Source organism: Amycolatopsis sp. NPDC059027 (genome assembly GCF_042739735.1).
In the GTDB taxonomy this organism is placed as follows: Bacteria; Actinomycetota; Actinomycetes; order Mycobacteriales; family Pseudonocardiaceae; genus Amycolatopsis.
In genome coordinates this window covers 1-17,676 of sequence record NZ_JBHYIK010000069.1, presented here as the reverse complement: position 1 = coordinate 17,676, position 17,676 = coordinate 1, and the positions used below count along the sequence as shown (strand labels likewise).

The following is a 17,676-nucleotide window of genomic DNA, read 5'->3' as shown; positions in this document are numbered from 1 at the left end:
CCGAGTACAACCCGGTACGAGGGAGGACCGGCGCCTTGCCAGCAGAAACCTGGATCCACCGATATACACACCGCATTTCCGGCGCAGGACACTAGGAGAACCTGATGACAACGACCTCCGAATCCTCGCGCGGGGCGACGGGACTGACGGATCCCGGCCATCCCACGCTTTCCGCGGCGCTCGACCACTGGGCGGAAACCCGGGGCAACGAGTGCGCGGTGACCTTTGTGGACTATCGCGACGAGCCGGACGGCGTGCCGACGTCGCTGACCTGGCGTGAGCTGAATTCCCGGGTGGACGGTGTGGCGGCGTGGTGCCAGCGGCGCGCGGGACTCGGCGACCGCGTCGCGGTGCTGATCGACCAGTCGGTCGACTACGTCGTCGCCTTTCTCGGCGCGCTGCGTGCCGGGCTGGTCGCCGTGCCGTTGTTCGAGCCGTCCCCGTTGCCGGGGCACGAGGAACGGCTCGCCGGGGTACTCGCGGACTGCGCGCCGTCGCTGGTGCTGACCACCCGGCGGCACACCGACGCGGTCGACGCCTTCCTCGTCGAACGCGGGCTTTCCGGGCCGCAGATCATCGCGGTCGACGTCCTGCCGCCGAGGGCCGCCGAGGACTACGAACACGTCCTGCTGCGCCCGGACGACCTCGCGTATCTTCAGTACACTTCCGGCTCGACCCGGGCACCGGCCGGGGTGATGATCACCCACGCGAACGTGGTCGCGAACGCCGGCCAAGGGGTGAGCTCCTACGAATGCGAGCAGGGGCGGACGACGTCGGTGTGCTGGCTGCCGCTGTTCCACGACATGGGGCTCGTCGTCGGGCTGGCCACCCCGGTCTACGGCGGCTTCCCCGCCACGCTGATGGACCCGATCGCGTTTCTCGCCCGGCCGCAGCGCTGGCTCGAACAGCTGGCGGCGACGCCGGGGCCCGCGGTCACCGCCGCGCCCAACTTCGCCTACGGCTACACCGCTTCCCGGACCACGGAGGAGGAGAAAGCGCGGCTGTGGCTGAGCCACGTCGTCTCGCTCGGCGACGGCAGCGAACCGGTCCTTCCGTCCACATTGGACGTCTTCTACACGAAGTTCGCCGAATGCGGTCTTGAACCGTCGATGCACCGGCACACCTACGGCCTGGCCGAAGCCGTCGTGATGGTCTCCGTCTCCCCGGCGGGGTCGCCGCCCCGGCGGGTGAGCTTCGAACGGGTCGCGCTCGCCGCCGGCAAGGCCGTCGTCGTGGAGCCGGGCAGTGGTTCGGCGACGACGCTGGTCTCCGCCGGGCGGCCCGTCGAGCAGGAGATCCGGATCGCCGATCCACGGACCGGAACGGCGCTGGCCGACGGGCAGGTCGGCGAGATCTGGGCGAGCGGGCCGAATGTGGGACAGGGTTACTGGGGCAGGGAGGACTCCGCGGCGGTGTTCGACGCCGAACTGCTCGACGAGGACGGCCGCGTCGTCACGCCGTGGCCGGGGCGCGCCGGCTGGCTGCGCACCGGTGATCTCGGCGTGGTGGTCGACGGGGAGCTGTACATCACCGGCAGGCTCAAGGACCTGATCATCGTGGACGGCCGGAACCACTATCCGCAGGACGTCGAGCACAGCGTCGAACAGGCTCATCCGGCGGTCCGGCGGCACGCCGTCGCGGCGTTTTCGGTGCCAGGGGACTCTGGCGAGCAGGCCGTCGTCGTCGCGGAACGGGCCAAGCAGGTGAGCGCCGAAGAACTCGACCACGACGAGGCGGCGGCCGCGATCCGGGCGGTCGTTTCGCAGCGGCACGGGCTTTCCCTGCGGGACGTGCTGATCATCGGGCCAGGGGAGCTGCCCCGCACCTCCAGCGGCAAGATCCAGCGTTCGGCCTGCCGGACCCGGTACACCGAGCAGAGTTTCTGACGTGGACGTCCCGGCGGTGTCCGAAGCCCCCGTGGCACCCGCCGCGGGGGTGCCGCCGTTCGCGCGCCTGCCCGTACTCGGCGTCGCGGCGGCCGTCGGCGCGGTTCTGCTCGCGGTGAGCGGGAAGTTCGGCTACTTCGGCGACGAGCTGTACTTCCTGGCGTCGGCTCGGCACCACCTCGCCTGGGGCTACGCCGACAATCCGTGGCTGCTGCCGGTGCTGGCCCGGCTGCCGGACACCGTCCTGCCCGGGTCGGTCGTGGGGCTGCGCGTTCTGCCGATGCTGCTCACCGCGGCCGGTGTGGTGCTCGCGGCGCTGATCGCCAGGGAGTTCGGCGGCGGCGCCCGGGCACAGGTCATGACCGCCGCGGCGTACGCGCTTTCCTTCCAGCTACTGGCTTCCGGCCACGTCCTCGCGACGTCCACAGTGGACCCGTTCTGCTGGGTGCTGGTCAGCTGGCTGGTGGCCCGCTGGGTGCGGACCCGGTCGGACCGGCTGCTGCTGTACGCCGGGCTGGTCACCGCGATCGCGATGCAGGGCAAGTTCCTGATCGTCTTCCTGTGGCTCGGGCTGGTCGCCGGGGCGCTCATCGCCGGGCCGCGGACGCTGCCCCGGCGTCCCGCGCTGTGGGCGGGCGGTGTGGTGACCGTGCTGCTCACCGTCCCCACGCTGGTCTGGCAGGCGCGGCACGGCTGGCCCTACCTGCTGATGAACGCCGTGGTCGCCGAGCAGAACGACCGGCTGCTCGGTGGTACGGTCTCGATGGTCCCGCTGGCCGTGCTGATGGCAGGCCTGCTCGTCGGCGCGTTCCTGTGCTGCCACGGATTCGCACAGTTGCTGCGGGCGCCGGAACTGCGAGACTTCCGGTTGTTCGGCTGGGCCGCCGCGCTGGTCACGGTGCTCTTCCTGGCCACGGCGAGCCGCTACTACTACGTCGCCGGGCTGTACGCGGTCCTGTTCGCCGCCTCCGCCGTCCGGCTCGAACGACGTCGTGCCGCGCGCTGGTGGCGCTGGGTGCCGACCTGGCCGGTATACGTGCTTTCCGTGCCGCTGGCGGTCTATCTCGCCCTGCCGGTGCGCCCGGCCACCGGGTTCACCGGCGTCCAGCTGGTCGATTTCGTCGGCAGCGGCAGCTACGGCTGGCCGCGGCTGGCGGACACCGCGGCCGAGTCCTTCCGGCGGCTGCCCCCGGACGATCGTGCTCACACGGTGGTGATGGGGGACAGCTACTGGCAGGCGAGCGCGCTGGCCGTCTACGGGCCCGACCGCGGACTGCCCGCGGCGTACGGACCGGAACGCGGGTACTGGTACGCGGGCGCGCCACCGGACGACACCCGTCAGGTGCTGTACGTCGGCGGTGACCGCGAATCGCTGGGCCACTTCTTCGGGCAGGTGCGGCAGGTGAACACCGTGCGGCTCGACATCGACGCGCACGTCGCCAACCAGGGCGTCGCGGTGTGGTTGTGCGGCGCCCCCAGGGATCCGTGGCCGCGGCTGTGGGGCCGCATGCACCGGCCGTGACCACCAGCTCCGACAACGAAAGGCACACCGTGTACGAATACCGCCCCGGCGGCAAGGGTTTCCGCGCCGCGGTCATCCGCTTCCTCTGCCGTGTCTTCGTGCGGACCACCTTGGCGTGGTGGCCGCTGCGCGGACCGCTGGCCCGGCTGATGCCGCTGGTGAATCTCGCGCTCCTCCCGGTGCCCCGGCTCCGTTCGACGGAGTGCGAACGGGTGGACGGTGGAACCTGGCGTGGCGAGTTCGTCAAACCCCGTGGCAGCGCGGAAACCACCGGGGCGCTGCTCTACCTGCACGGCGGGGCGTTCGTCTTCTGCGGCCTGGCAACCCATCGGCGCATCGTCGAGCGGCTGGCCCTGCGCACCGGGCTGCCCGTGCTTTCGGTGCGATACCGGCAACTTCCGCACGGCCGCCTCGACGCCTCGATCGCCGACGCCGTCGACGCGTTCGGCTGGCTCGTGCGCCGGGGCTTCGCGGGGGAGACGATCGTGTGCGCCGGTGACTCCGCCGGCGGGCACCTCGCGTTCGCCGTGGCACTGCACACCATCGGCACCGGCCTCGCGAAGCCCGCGGCCGTCGTCGGGCTTTCGCCGTGGCTCGACTTCGACAGCGAGGCCAAACGAACACACGGCAACGCGCGCAAGGACGTGTTCATCCCGGCGAACCGGCTCGCCAGGGTGGCGCTGCTGTGCGCGGGCGGCGACGGCGTCGTGGATCCGCTCCGGTCACCGGTCAACGGCGACCTCGCGGCCCTGCCACCGGTGCTGATCCAGTGCGCGGAGGACGAGGTCCTGCGTTGTGACGCGGAACTGATGGCCCAGCGGCTCGCCGAGGCCGGTGTCCGGCACAAGCTCCAGGTGTGGCAGGGGCAGGTCCACGCGTTCCCGGTCCTCGGCGACGCCCTGCCGGAAAGCCGCGCCGCCCTCGACGAGATCGCGGACTTCGTCGCCGACGCGCTCGCCCGTACTCCTCGCACGCCGTGAAGGGGTCGCTTCACGGCGTTGAGCGCCGGTAAGGACCCCTTCACGGCATGACAATCCACAAAGGACGGACGGTGACGACGTCCGCGCGGCGGTGTCAGGATTTGCGGTGCTTCTTCGTGCTGTCGTCCTGGATGTCGAACTGTTCCTTGCGCACCTCGCCGGTGACGGTCTGGTCCTCGGTGACCGTCTCGGTGTTCGCGCGGAGCCGTTCGACGGGGCGAGTTTCCTTGCGCACCACCGGTTTCTCGGCGTGCAGCGCGATGTCCTCCTCCTGCTCGCCGAGCTGGGCGCCGGGACGGGCGGAGGCGTCGGTGATCGGTTCGCGTTCGATGCGGACCTCTTCGTGGCTCACCGGGACCGTGACCTGCTGTTCTTCGGTGACGACATACTTGCGCAGGCGGACGTGCCCGGTCTCGACCTGCTCGGTGCCGACCTTGAGCTGCTCTTCCGAGCGGATCATCTCGCTGTCGCGGTCGCTGTCGCCTCGGCCGGCGCGGCCCCGCGTGCCGCGTGGGCGCCCGGTACCCGGAGCCGGGCCGGAGGTGCGGCCGGTGTCCGCGTCGGGGGCCATCCGGGGTGTCGGCAAGCCGTAGTGCCGGTAGAGTTCGGCGCTTTCGGCGGTCGAAAGCCTGCCGTCGGCTTCGATGCGCGGGGCCTCGGACACCTGGTCCTTCGCGACGTTCACGTGGACGCCGTCGCGGTCCACGTTGGCGCCCGAGAGCGGCACGAAGCTTTCCTTGGTGCCGAACAGGCCGGTCCGCACCGTGATCCACTCGGGTTGCCGTGTCGTGTCGGCGAGGTAGACGTTCCCGACCTTGCCGATCTTGTTGCCTTCGGGATCGACCACGGTACTGTCCAACAGTTGCTGGGGTGACAAGGTGCCGGCCATCTCGTGTCCTTTCTCCAGTAGTGCCAACATCGTTCGGTACCACCACCCTCGGACGGGCCGGTGCGCGCGGCAACCGTCCGGTGTGCCGGAGGGTGACACCGGAAAGTGGATGTTTGGGTGTGCCCGTCCGGGTAACGCGCGCGTCGTTTCACCGCGCAGGTCGGGGAACCGGCGGAGGGCTCCGAGCCGGATCGGAACGTGACCTGATCGGGTGAGGGTGAGGACCGCGGTCGACTTCGGTGAGCTGGATTCGGCTGGTCCTCAGTGGACGGGCGGGTGGTAGGCGAGGGTGGGGGCGAGCAGGGTGAGCAGGCCGAGCACGAGCGGCAGCAGGATGACCAGGTAGGTGAAGGTGAATCCGACGATGTCGCGGGCTTTGAGCGAGAGCACGCCCAGGAGCGGAAGCATCCAGAAGGGATTGATCAGGTTCGGCAGCGCTTCGGCGGCGTTGTAGATCTGCACGGTCCAGCCGAGGCTGACGTGGGCGTCGTTGGCGGCCTGCATGACATACGGCGCTTCGATGACCCATTTCCCGCCGCCCGAGGGGATCAGGAAGCCCAGCACGATGGAGTAGCCGCCGATGAGCAGCGGGAACAGCCCGGCGGAGGTGGCTCCGGTGAACACGGCCCCGAGATGGTGGGAGACGCTGTGCCCGGTGCTGTCGGTGGCTTTGGTCAGGATCGCCGCGATACCGGCGTAGAAGGGGAACTGGATGAGCACGCCGCCGGTGGCGGGGACGGCTTTGGCGACCGCGGCGAGGAACCGCCGCGGGCGCCAGTGCAGCAGCAGGCCGAGGGCGAGGAACAGCAGGTTGTAGGTGTTGAGCCCGGAAATCGCGACGATCGGGTCCTTGGCACCGAATTCCCGCACCGCCCAGCCCCCGACGAGCGCGACCACGACGATGGTGAGCAGCGGGCTGTACTCCAGCCATTCCCCGGGCCGGGTGCGGGGCGGGTCCTGCTCGACCGGATCACGCGGGTCTACGCCGAGATCGTCCGCGGTGCGGATGAGAGCACCGCGCGGGGCGGAGAAGAACGCCACCGCGACGCAGACGGCCACGACGACGGCGGCCAGCAGCAGCGACTGCCAGGTGAAGATGGTCTCGCGGAACGGGAGCACCCCGGTGACCGGCAGCAGCGACGAGGGGATGCTGGCGCGGTTGGCCTGCAACTGCGCGGCCGAGGAGCTGAGCCCGAGTGCCCAGCTGCCGCCGAGGCCGAGGTAGGCGGCGGCCCCGGCGGCCCGGTAGTCCATCCGCAGTCCCGGGCGTTCGGCGAGGCGACGGACCAGCAGCGCGCTGAAGATGAGGCTGAAACCCCAGTTGAACAGCGCGGAGACGAGGCTGAGCGCGGCGACCATCGCGATCGCGCCGCGTCCGGTGCGGGGCAGCCGGGCGAGCCGGTCGATCACCCGCCGGATCGGCCCGGCGGTCGCGACGACGTAGCCACCGATGGCCACCATGGCCATCTGCATGGTGAACGGGATGAGGTCCCAGAACCCGCCGCCGAAGGCCGAGGCGACGCTCATCGGGGACGCGCCGATCGCGACCGCGGCCACGGCGACCAGCGCCACGACGAGCAGGGCGAACACCAGTGTGTTCGGGAACCAGCGTTCGGACCAGTTCGCGGCGCGGATCGCCGTTCTGGCAAGGAAACCGGCCTTCGGCGCGGAGGTGGCGGGCTGGGACATGGCAGCTCCTTTGCTGCTCGGTGCGTTACGCGGCGGGGCGGGTACGCAGGACGTGTTCGGCGGCGGCGAGGTCGGCCAGGCCGCTGCCGACGGCCTTGAAGACGGTGATCTGGTCCGGATCGCGGCGTCCGGCGACCTCTTCGCGGCAGAGCTGGCTCAGCGTGCCCGCGATCGTCGCGGGGTCGAACGCCCCGGCGGAGACGGGCTGGACGAGGTCGCCGGATTCGGCCAGCGCGGTCGGGGTGTCGATGTACACAGTGGACAGTCGGAGGCAGTCGTCGTCGGCTTCGCGCATATGCGGCCGGAAGCTGCCGATGAGGTCGAGGTGGGTGCCGGGGCGCAGCCATTCGCCGCGGATGATCGGCGTGGTCGCCAGGGTGGCGCAGCTGACGATGTCGGCGCGTCCGGTCGCGGCGGCGAGGTCCGTGACGACCTCGGCGTCGAGGCCGTCGGCGCGCAGGGCGTCCGCCAGCCGGTGCGCGGCGGCGGGGGCGGCGTCGTGCACCAGGACGGTGCGCAGGTCGAACTGGCTGCGGTAGGCGGCGGGGAGCATACCGCCGATGTGCCCGGCGCCGACGACGAGCAGGACGCGGCTGTCGGGGCGGGCGAGGTAGGAGGCGGCCAGCGCCGAGGTGGCCGTGGTGCGGCGGCGGGTCAGCTCGTCGCCGTCGATCACGGCGAGGTGTTCGCCGGTGGTGGCACTGCTGAGGATGTAGGCCGAGGAGAGGGCAGGCCGGCCGAGCGCGTTGTTGCCGGGGAAGATGGTGACGAGCTTGACCCCGAGGTATGCGTCGTCGCTCCAGGACGGCATGAGCAGCAGGGAGGCCCCGGAGTTTTCGTCGAGGCTGTGGGTGTGCCGGTCGGGTGTGTGGGCGCCCCGGCGGAAACCCTCGCGCAGCGCGGGGACCAGCGCCTCGAAGGTGAGTGCGTGCGCCGCGTCGTCGGCGGTGATGGTGAGCATGGTTCTCCTCAGGCGTCGAGGGTCAGGTCGGTGAGTGGTACGGCCTGGCAGGTCAGGCAGGTGTTGTCGGGCAGGTCCTCGGCCGGGGCGACCAGGTGCGCGACCTGTCCGGCCAGCAGCGGCACGGCGCAGCTTTCGCACTGGCCTACCCGGCAGCCGCTGGGCAGGGTGATCCCGGCGCGTCCGGCCAGGTCCAGCAGCGTGCCGTCGGCGCGGCGCCAGCGCAGCGTCCGCCCCGATCGTCCGAAGTGGACATCGGCTTCGGCGTCGGCGGGAAGGTCCACGGGCTGGGGCGCGGCATGGAACTTCTCGGCGAAGATGTCGAAGCGGGGGACGCCGCGCGCGACGAGCCCCGCGGTGAGGTCGGCGAGCATGGTCTCGGGGCCGCACAGGTAGAACCGGGCCCGGTCGCGGATCAGCTCGTCGTCGACGTGCTCGGCGCGGATCCGGCCGGGTACGACGTGTTCCCGGTCGGCGGCGGACGGCCTGCTGTAGTGGTCGACGACGGTCAGCCGGTCGATCCGCTTCGCCAGTTCCCGGATCCGGTCGGCGAACGCGTGCGTTGTCGCGTCGCGGTTGCCATGGTGCAGAACGACTTTCGGCACGGAACCGCCGCGGGCGGCCAGTTTCTCCAGGTAGCCGAGGAAGGGGGTGATCCCGATCCCGGCGGCCAGCAGCACCACCGGGAACTCGATGTCGGCGGGGATCACGAAGGGGCCGTCCGGGGCGGTGACCGTGACCCGGTCGCCCACGCGTAGTCCATTGTGGACAAAAGTGGAGAACTGGCCGTCGTCGACGCGGCGTACCGCGACGCGGTACTCGGCGTCGTCGCCGGGCTCGGCGGGCCCGGTCAGCGAGTAGCTGCGGGTGATCCCGCGGTCGTCGGTGAGCGTGATGTGCTGTCCCGGCAGGAATTCCGGTAGCGGCCCGTCGCCGGCAGGGGACAGGCGCAGCGCGCGGACGTCGGCGGTTTCCGCGGTGCTCTCGGTGAGGACGAACTCACGGCGTCCGCTCCAGCGCGCGTCCGGCACGGGCCGCACGTCGCACGCGGTGGAACGCAGCGGCACGGCACCGCTGAGCGGATCGTGGTCGGTGTCGTCGACGAGCAGGTTGTAGTTGGCGCCATCGGTCCGCCGCGGGTCGGAGCCGGGGAGCCCGAGATCGGGGGCGGCCTGCCACCAGCCGTACTCGGCGACGACGACTCGCGAGTCCAGCGCGGGGTCGATCCTCGCGCGCATCCGCGCCGAGCCGGCGTGCGTGGAGATCGTCACCCATTGCCCGTCTTCGATACCGCGATCGGTCGCGAGGTCCTCGGCGATCTCCACGGCCGGTTCCGGAAAGCGCTTCCTGAGCGAGGTGATCCCGTGGTGCTGGCTGTGGCAGAAGTAGCCGTTCTTCGCACACGTCAGCAGGAGCGGGAAACGCGGGTCCTCGGGTCGGGGGGTGTGTTCCGGGACCGGTGGGTAGCCGTGCTCGGCCAGCCGCTGCGAATACAGTTCGACGCGGCGGGTCGGCGTGGCGAACCCGCTCACCGTCCCGTCCTCCGCGATCTCGGCGTACTTGCGATGTCTGGTTTCGAGGGGGATACGGATCCCGCCGGGTTTCGCGCGCAGGTCCGCCGTGGTCAGTCCGAGCGGGGCGAGCACGTGGTCACGGGCTGCCGTGAGGTCTCCGCCGAAGAAGTCGCCGGCCATGCCGAGGCGGCGGGCGAGGTCGAACACGATCTCGGTGTCCGAACGGGACAGGCCGGCCGGGGCGACCATGCGTGGCCGGAACTGGACGTGTTCCTGCGCGCGTCCGGTGATCTCGAAGCCCGCCTTGACCGCGTCGTGCTCCCAGGGACTGGTGACGGGCAGGACGATGTCGGCGAAGTCCGCGGTGGGATTGGCGAACAGGTCGAGGTGCACGAAGAACTCGAGTTCGCGCAGCGCGGCCGCGGTCCGCCGCGGATCCGGCTGGGACAGCAGCATGTTGCCGCCGAAGCCGACCATGGCCCTGGTCCGGTACGGCTCGCCGGACAGGATGGACCGGCACAGCGCCCGGGCGCTGACCCAGCCGTTGGCGGGTGGCCCCAGCGGATGCTCGTCGAGCCCGAGTGCCTTCGCGCGCTGGGCGGGCGCGAGCTGGTCGGGTGTGCTGACGGCGTTGACCGGCAGTCGGGGGAGGACGACGTTGCCGCCGGGCGCGTCGAAACTTCCGGTCAGCGCGTACAGGGTGGCGATGGCCCGTTCGGTCTGGGTGGCGTTGGCGTGCTGGCCGATGCCGGTCCAGCCGTGGTAGGAAACCGCCTTCGCCGACGTCAGCGCCTCGGCGAAGGCCGCCAGCGCCGCCGGGCCGACTCCGGTGACGGCGCTGGTTCGTTCCAGCGGCCACGCGGCACAGGCGTCGGCGTACCGCTCGAACGCGGGAACGCACTCGACGGCTCCGGACACCGTGCGGACGCGACGTTTCCCGCGCAGCGCGAACCGGGCCGGATCCGCCGCCGGGTAGTCCGCGTCGTAGGGCTGCGGAGCGCCTGTTCGCTCGTCCCACACCACGAAGCCGCGCAGTCCCGGTTCGAGTTCGTCCGCGCGCAGGAACCGGCCGGTGTCGGCGCGGACCAGCAGCGGACCGTTCGACCAGGCCCGCGCGAACTCCGCGTCATACCGTCCACTGTGGAGTATCAGATCAGCGGTTCCCAGTGCCAGCGCGGCATCGGTGCCGGGCAGCACACGCAGCCAGTGCTCGGCCTCGCGTGCCGCGGCCGAACGCCGGGGATCGACGACCGCCAGCGCCGCGCCGTTCGCCCTGGCCTCGGCGAGTGCCGCGGACTGCGCGAGCCACGACTTCGCCGGGTTGTGCCCCCACAGCACGGCCAGGTCCGTACCCGCGAAGTCCGGTACCGGCATCCCGCAGCCGAACGTGAACGCGTGGGCGAAGTCCTTGTGCCAGTTGCAGTTCTCGGTCGAATAGCAGATGTTGGGGCTGCCGAAGTGGCGGACGAACCGCTCGATCCAGGCGATCGAGTCCGACAGCGGCGTCCCGCTCGGCGAAGTCACCGCGAAGGCGACGGCTTCCGGTCCGCTCTCGGCGGCGATACGGCTGAGCCGCGCGGCGATCTCGTCCATGGCCTCGTCCCAGCCGATGACCTCCCATTTCGGGTCCGGATCGGACTTCGGCGTGGTGCGCCGCAGCGGGCTGGTCAACCGGCGAGGGCTGTGCACGATTTCCGGCGCCGCCCGGCCCTTCGGGCACATCGCCGCCCCGGTCGGATGGCCGGGATCCGGCCGGACGCCGGTCATGACGCCGTTCTCGACGGTGTAGATCGCGCCGCATCGTGAGCGGCAGAGCGTGCAGTAGCCGCGTACCTCGGTCTCCATTGTTACTCCCGGGTAATCGGTCACCGGTAACCGCATACCGGTGATGTGTAAGATGCATCGCGAAAGGCGGGAAGTCAAGAACGAATGAAGGGGGACCGGGTGGCTGAGCCCACTGCCGGCCTGCTGCGGCACACCAGCCTGCGGGATCAGGTACTGGAACTCGTCCGGCACGCGCTGGTGTCCGGCGAGATCCGGCCCGGCGAGATCTACTCCGCCTCGGCACTGGCCGCGCGGCTGCAGGTGTCCAGCAGTCCCGTGCGGGAAGCGATGCTCACCCTGGTCAACCAGGGCCTGCTCGAACCGGTGCGCAACCGCGGGTTCCGCGCGGTCCCGATGAGCGAGCAGGACCTCGACGAGGTCTACGAAATGCGAGTGCTGCTGGAGTTGCCCGGCACGCTCAAGGCCGCGGCCCGGATCACCGATGCCGACCTCGACCGCCTGCGCGCGCTCGCCGCGGACATCGAGGACGCCGCGGAGGCGGGTGACGTCGTCCGTTTTCTCGACGCCGACCGGCACTTCCACCTCGACCTGCTCGGCTGCGGCGGCAACAGGCGCCTGGTCGACGCCGTCGCCACCCTGCGCGACCAGACCCGCCTCTACGGCCTGGAAAACCTCGCCGAGCGCGGGGCACTGGCCGATTCCGCGCGGGAGCACCGCGAAATCCTCGTCGCGATCGCCGAGCGCGACACCGCGCGCCTGGAGGAACTGGTCCACGCCCATCTGCGGCACATCCGGGCCGACTGGGCGAGGACAGGGGACTGAGCCGAGGTTTGCCCTGACCTCCCGGGTCGGCCGCGGAGTAATTGATTTGCCGCCTGCCGGAACCGGCGGCGAGGATCACGCCATGACTGCGATCGTCCCGGTGACCCCGCTGCCCGTCCGCGCCGCCCTTCCGGTGGCGGGCGAGCAGCAGACGGCGTGGCCTGGGAGGCCCGGCACGTCGCAGCCGTGACGGCCGCGGTCGTCGCGGGGCTGCTGGCCGGGTACGGCATCGCGATCCCGGTCGGTGCGGTCGGCGCGTATCTCGTGGCGTTGACCGCCCGGACGTCGCTGCGGGTCGGTATGGCCGCGGCACTGGGCGTCGCGACCGTGGACGGCGGGTACGCGCTGGTGGCCGTGCTCGGCGGTGGCGCGCTGGCCCGGGTGATCGTGCCGGTCGCGGATGTGCTGCGGTGGAGCGCCGCGGCGGTGTTGATCGCGGTGGCCGCGTGGACCGCCGTCACCGCGATCCGGCGACACCGGAGACAGCCCGCCGAGACGCCTCAGCCGCTTGGGCCCGTACTGGGTTCGTTCCGCGCGTATGCGGCGTTCGTGGCGATGACGCTGCTCAATCCCGCCACCGTCGTCTACTTCGTCGCGGTGGTGCTGGGCGGTCAGGCCGGTGTCGCGAGTGCCTGGGCGGAGCGGGTGGTGTTCGTGGCCGCCGCGTTCGCCGCGTCGGCGAGCTGGCAGCTGCTGCTCGCCGGGTGCGGCGCCGTGCTGGGCCGGGCACTGGCCGGGCCGCGGGGCAGGCTGGCCACCGCGCTCGTCTCGGGTGCGGTGATCGTCGTCCTCGCCGTGCGGACGGTGTGGACGTGAGCACGCGAGCGCGGGCCGGGCGGCCTAACGCCAGTACCATCGCAGGCCGTCGTCACCGGTCATCGGCTCGCTGGGGGTGGCCGGTGGCTCGAAGGCGGCCCAGGTGAAGGCGGGGATCCAGGGGGCGGGGTCGGAACTCCACTCCAGGGCCCGGATCTGGCCGGCGCTGCGGCGGCCGGTGAACGAGCGCAGGATGTCGTAGTCGGCGCCGGTCACCACCGCCGCGGGCGCGCCGTCGCCCAGCGACCACCGCTGCCCCGCGGCTCGCACCTCGAACGCGGGAGCGTCGTGGTTGGCGAGATGCTCGCCCATCCCGCGGACGACGACGTCGAGCGAGCTCAGGAACGCCGGATGCCCGCGTTCGGGTGTGGTGCCGAGGACCCGGTGCAGGTCGAGTTCGTGACTCAGCGCGTCCATGATCATCAGCTGGCCGCCGCCTCCGGCGATGAGGGAGGCCACGTGCTCACCGAGGACCGCCCACGCGTCGAGCACGACGCGGACCGGGCCGTCCTTGGCGGCCGCTTCCGCGTCGGCGTCCGGTTCCTCTCCCAGCCGGCGGGTGACGAGCGCGGCGATCTCCACCAGGTGGGCGAGGAGGTCGCGGACGGTCCATTCCGGGCAGGCCGGGACCACGCGGTCACCGATGTCCTCGGCCGACGACGTGACCAACGTGCTTATCGTCGTGCGCAGGGAGCGGTACACAGCGTCGGCGGGCGCGTTCTCGGGCAGTGCGGTCATCGGCGCTTCCGTTCCTGCTCGGACCCGTGGGGGCGAGCGGCGCGAGGCGTCGTCCTCATGCCGCTCGCCGGGCGACCCGGGGGTCGGTTCCGGGTTCTCCGGGTGTCGTGTCGCGAATCCTGCCCGGACTGCCGGGAGGATGCTTCTCCTTCGGTGCGGGGCCTGTCGTTCGAGGACCCGGCCGGCTGCGCGATCCCACATCCACGGCACGCTGGAAATTGGCTACGCTCGACTCCGTCGGGAACAGCAGCGCGATTCCGGAACCTGAATCAATTCGTTCGTCGAGTGCCGCGTTTCCGACGTCGCCGGGGCCGATCGGTTCGAATAGGAAAAAGGTCTCGATCGAAGATCTATCCGGCGGCTAAACATCGATGTCCACAGGAAGTCATCGCCAAGCTACGTTATACGCCCGCGACGGTGGCCGCCGGATACATTTCGCTCACGATTCCCGTCGCCGCCGAACGGCCGAAGCCGCTGCCCCGAACGTGTGTGGTTCTTGCGTGCTTCTGCATTCCCCTGCTGACGCCTGGTATCAAGGTCTCGGGAGGGCAAGGGGGGCGACAAGGAATGATCGAAATCGGTGTGCTCGGAGATTTTCATGTTCTCGTGAACGGGGCCGAGGTGGACGTCGGGCCCGCGCGGCAACGGGGCGTGCTGGCCGCACTGGTCGTGGACCTCAACCGGGTCGTACCGGTCGAGCAGCTGGCCGACCGGGTTTGGGGAGACCGGACACCACCACGCGCACGCGCCGCGCTGCACAGCTACGTTTCGCGGCTGCGGAAGGCGCTTTCCCCCGCGCCCGAGGTGAAAATCGTGCGACGGTCGGCCGGGTACTCGCTGATGGCCGACGAGTCCGTCGCCGACATCCATCGCTTCCGGGACCTGTGTGACCGCGCACTCGGCTCGGGCGGAGGCGACGGCCTGCAGCTGCTCGGTACAGCGCTGCGGCTCTGGCGTGGCGCGGCGCTCGCGGATCTGAACACCGGCTGGGCCGACAGTGAGCGCAGGCGTCTCGACCACGAGCGGCACGCGGCCGAGACGGCGTACACCGAACTCCGGCTGCGCGGAGGACATCACGCCGAGCTTGTCGCCGAGCTGTCGGTGCGCTGGGAGGAACACCCGACCGACGAGCGCGTCGCCGGCCAGCTCATGACAGCGCTGTACCGCTGTGGCCGCCAGGCGGACGCCCTCGACGTGTATGAGCGGGTGCGTACCCAGTTGCGCGAGGAACTCGGCGCCGACACCAGTCCCGTGCTCGGCAGGCTCCACCAGCAGATCCTCGACGGCAAGCTGGACCAGCCCGGCGAACGGCTCCCCGTGCACGACCGATTCCCGGTGCCCCACCAGCTCGCCGCGCAGCCACGCGGCTTCGTGGGCAGGGCGGAGGAGCTCGCTCACCTCACGGACATGTCGGCCGACACCGGCGATTCGGGTGAGCCGATGGTGATTTCGGTGATCACCGGCCCCGGCGGGATCGGGAAGACCTGGCTCGCACTGCGCTGGGCGCACGAACGCATCGATCGTTTCCCCGACGGTCAGGTGCAGGCTTGCCTGCGCGGTTTCGACGCGGTGCAGCAGCCGCTGCGGCCTGCCACGGCACTGCGCGGCATTCTCACCGCTCTCGGCGTCGCCCCCGAGGCGATCCCCGACGATGTCGACACCCGATCGGCGTTGTACCGGAGTCTGTTGGCGGGCAAGCGAATGCTCGTCTTCCTCGACGACGCTCGCGACGTCTCCCAGGTGCGCCCGCTGCTGCCGGGGTCGGGGTCCTGCACCGTCCTGATCACCAGCAGGCACCGCCTCACGGACCTGGTGAGTTCGGACGGCGCGCGGGTGCTGAGCCTCGACGTGTTCTCGGAACAGGAAGGGCGGGAACTGCTCGCCCGCCGTCTCGGGGCGAACCGGCTGACCTCCGAGCCGCGCGCGGTGTCCGAACTGCTCGGTCACTGCCACGGCGTCCCCCTGACTCTCGGCATCGTCGCGGCCAGGGCGACCGCTCAGGCGCAGCTGCCTCTCGACGTCCTGGTGTCCGAACTGCGGGACGCCGCGACATTCCGTCCCGAGTCACGCACCGACGTCCTCACGGCGAGCCTGCGTTCGGTCGTCTCCTCATCCTGTGTCACGCTGACTCCTTGCGCCGCAACACTTTTCGCCTTGCTGGGCCTCGCACCAGGGCCGAGCGTCAGCACACACGCCGCGGCTTCGCTGGCCGCACTGCCCTTGGCCGAGGCACGGGCGTGCCTGCGCGAGCTGCAGGAGGCCAACCTCGCTCTGCAGCCGGTCCCGGACCGCTACCGGATGCACGATCTGATCAACGCCGTCGCCGCGGAACGGGCGAGCCGGGAAATACCCGAAACGCTGCGCACCGCCGCGGAACGCCGGGTCGCGGATTTCTACCTGCACACGGCCGCGGCGGGTCAGCGGCTCCTCAACCCCCATCGCCCCGGCGTGACCTTCGGCGCCCCTGCCGACGGATGCCTGCCCAGACCCGCCCTCGACCCGGCCGGGGCGGTGGCATGGTTCGAAGCGGAGTCCGACTGCCTGCTCGCGACGCAGGAACTCGCGGTGCGCCGGCGCTGGCACACGACCGTCTGGCAGCTCGCGTGGACGCTGACCCCGTTTCAGCGCTGGTGTGGCAACCACTACGACAACGTCGCCGTCTGGCGCCACGGCCTCGCCGCCACCGAGGAACTCGGCGACCTCGCCCTCCGGGCAAGGGCCCATCGGTGGCTGGGGCACGCGTATGCCCGGGCGGGGGAAAGCGCACGAGGTCTGTCCCATCTCCGGCGGGCCTGTGCCCTCGCGGAACGGACCGCCGACCCGGTCGACCGGGCCTATGGACAGCACACGCTGTCCCTCGTCTGGGGTTGGCAGGGGGAGGACGACCGGGCGGTGGAGTGCGCTCGCCGCGCGGAGAGACTCTTCGCGGTGCTCGGGAACCCGATCTGGCAGGCCGAGGCGCTCAACACCCTCGGCTGGTACGAAGGACGGCTCGGCCGGTACGACGACGCCCGCGCACACTGCGCGCGAGCCCTCGCCCTGAACGAGCAGCACGGTTACGCCGACGGCCAGGCACACGCCCTCGACAGCCTGGGCTACATCGCCTACCGCGGCGGCCGGTTCACCGAAGCACTCGACTACTACCACCGTGCGCTGACCGTGCGGCGCGATCTCGGGGACCGCTACGGCGAAGCCACCACACTGGCCAGCCTCGGGGACGTCTACGCCGCGCTCGGACAGCGCCCGGAGGCATACGCGGCCTGGCACAAGGCGCTCGACCTGCATCTGTCGAGACAGTGTCTCGCCGAGGCCAGGGAAATCCAGCGGTCATTGAGCCTCGGTGATCCGGTGCACGCGGGCCCGTGAGGCTCGCGACGTGCGCGGCAACCGAAACGCAAGTTTTGTGCACGGCGCCGGTGCCACAGTTCCCCTGCTGGTGATCACCCGATCACGAGAAAGGGGATGAACAAGTGCGAAAACTGTTTACCGGGCTTCTCCTGCTGCTCACCGCGGCCGGGGGTAGCGTGGTGGCCGCCGGAACGGCGAGTGCCACGGACGGCGCCGGGTGCCCGAGCGCCGAAACCACGTGTTACGGCTGGAGCAAGAACTGGAACCGGCCGGACAAGGGCCAGTACGGCGCCATCAGCTACTTCGCGGACGGGAACAACGAGGCCTGCGACCTCAAGCTCGACCCGTACCTCGGTGGTGGTGCCGGAAGCGGAACCCCGATCGGCAACAACGACGGTTCCCTGATGGTCAACAAACTGGACCATTCCGTGACCTTCTACTATCGGCCCTCCGCCAGCGGGTGCCGCAGGCCGGGAAGCTACTCCACGACCTACGGTTTCGGTGTGCGGACGTGTTTGTCGAATCCCGACACCGACTGGGGCGTACTGCCCTGGTACCTCTGCAACAACACGCGATCGCATTTCGTGAACTGATCCACTGGGAAATCCGGGGGAAACGGGGGGGGGGGGGGCGCGCGCGGGGCGCCCCCCCCGCCCCCCCGCGACCCACCCACACGCGCGGGGGCGGGGGGGCTAACGCGGCACCCCAACCCACACCCGCCACCGC

Annotated in this window: 12 protein-coding genes; 7 read left to right on the top strand and 5 right to left on the bottom strand. The window is 70.8% G+C overall.

Annotation, left to right across the window (positions count from 1 at the left end; translation table 11 throughout):
• Nucleotides 1-104: 104 nt before the first annotated feature.
• From ACFWY9_RS35490 to ACFWY9_RS35480, 3 genes are read left to right on the top strand one after another with little or no spacing between them, the layout of a single operon-like run.
• Nucleotides 105-1,886: a fatty acyl-AMP ligase gene (locus ACFWY9_RS35490; RefSeq protein WP_378340916.1), complete on the top strand. Its 1,782-nt coding sequence runs from the start codon at nt 105-107 to the stop codon at nt 1,884-1,886.
• 1 nt (nt 1,887) lies between these two features.
• Nucleotides 1,888-3,408, top strand: coding sequence for an ArnT family glycosyltransferase (locus tag ACFWY9_RS35485; RefSeq protein WP_378340915.1), 1,521 nt, complete (start codon nt 1,888-1,890; stop codon nt 3,406-3,408).
• A complete protein-coding gene (locus ACFWY9_RS35480) occupies nt 3,405-4,388 on the top strand; it encodes an alpha/beta hydrolase (protein ID WP_378340914.1) in 984 nt (327 codons plus the stop codon). The genes ACFWY9_RS35485 and ACFWY9_RS35480 overlap by 4 nt, the downstream gene beginning before the upstream one ends.
• Before the next feature lie 94 nt (nt 4,389-4,482).
• Here the strand turns inward: ACFWY9_RS35480 and ACFWY9_RS35475 are convergent, their stop codons facing one another.
• The 4 genes from ACFWY9_RS35475 to ACFWY9_RS35460 form a co-directional block, all read right to left on the bottom strand.
• Nucleotides 4,483-5,277, bottom strand: coding sequence for a DUF2382 domain-containing protein (locus ACFWY9_RS35475; protein WP_378326840.1), 795 nt, complete (start codon nt 5,275-5,277; stop codon nt 4,483-4,485).
• 261 nt (nt 5,278-5,538) lie between these two features.
• Nucleotides 5,539-6,966 (bottom strand): TIGR00366 family protein, encoded by a 1,428-nt coding sequence (locus ACFWY9_RS35470; RefSeq protein ID WP_378340913.1) that lies wholly within the window; start codon nt 6,964-6,966, stop codon nt 5,539-5,541.
• 25 nt (nt 6,967-6,991) lie between these two features.
• The gene (locus ACFWY9_RS35465; RefSeq protein ID WP_378326838.1) at nt 6,992-7,927 is read right to left on the bottom strand and encodes an ornithine cyclodeaminase family protein; all 936 of its coding nucleotides are present in this window, start codon (nt 7,925-7,927) and stop codon (nt 6,992-6,994) included.
• Between the two features lie 8 nt (nt 7,928-7,935).
• A complete protein-coding gene (locus ACFWY9_RS35460) occupies nt 7,936-11,310 on the bottom strand; it encodes a molybdopterin-dependent oxidoreductase (RefSeq protein ID WP_378340912.1) in 3,375 nt (1,124 codons plus the stop codon).
• Between the two features lie 75 nt (nt 11,311-11,385).
• On the opposite strand from ACFWY9_RS35460, the gene ACFWY9_RS35455 reads away from it, so the two are divergent.
• Both ACFWY9_RS35455 and ACFWY9_RS35450 read left to right on the top strand, forming a co-directional pair.
• On the top strand, nt 11,386-12,048 hold the full coding sequence (locus ACFWY9_RS35455; protein ID WP_378340911.1) for a GntR family transcriptional regulator: 663 nt from the start codon (nt 11,386-11,388) through the stop codon (nt 12,046-12,048).
• 186 nt (nt 12,049-12,234) lie between these two features.
• Nucleotides 12,235-12,864, top strand: coding sequence for a LysE family transporter (locus ACFWY9_RS35450; protein WP_378340935.1), 630 nt, complete (start codon nt 12,235-12,237; stop codon nt 12,862-12,864).
• 24 nt (nt 12,865-12,888) lie between these two features.
• Here ACFWY9_RS35450 and ACFWY9_RS35445 read toward each other — a convergent pair whose 3' ends face one another.
• Nucleotides 12,889-13,602 carry a maleylpyruvate isomerase N-terminal domain-containing protein gene (locus ACFWY9_RS35445; RefSeq protein ID WP_378340910.1) on the bottom strand — a complete coding sequence of 238 codons (714 nt, stop codon included), beginning with the start codon at nt 13,600-13,602 and terminating at the stop codon, nt 12,889-12,891.
• Nucleotides 13,603-14,208: 606 nt separating this feature from the next.
• Here ACFWY9_RS35445 and ACFWY9_RS35440 point away from each other — a divergent pair.
• Complete coding sequence (locus ACFWY9_RS35440; RefSeq protein WP_378340909.1) at nt 14,209-16,968, top strand: BTAD domain-containing putative transcriptional regulator; 2,760 nt, start codon at nt 14,209-14,211, stop codon at nt 16,966-16,968.
• A 104-nt stretch (nt 16,969-17,072) separates the two neighbouring features.
• Nucleotides 17,073-17,543, top strand: coding sequence for a hypothetical protein (locus tag ACFWY9_RS35435; RefSeq protein WP_378326832.1), 471 nt, complete (start codon nt 17,073-17,075; stop codon nt 17,541-17,543).
• Nucleotides 17,544-17,676 lie beyond the last annotated feature (133 nt).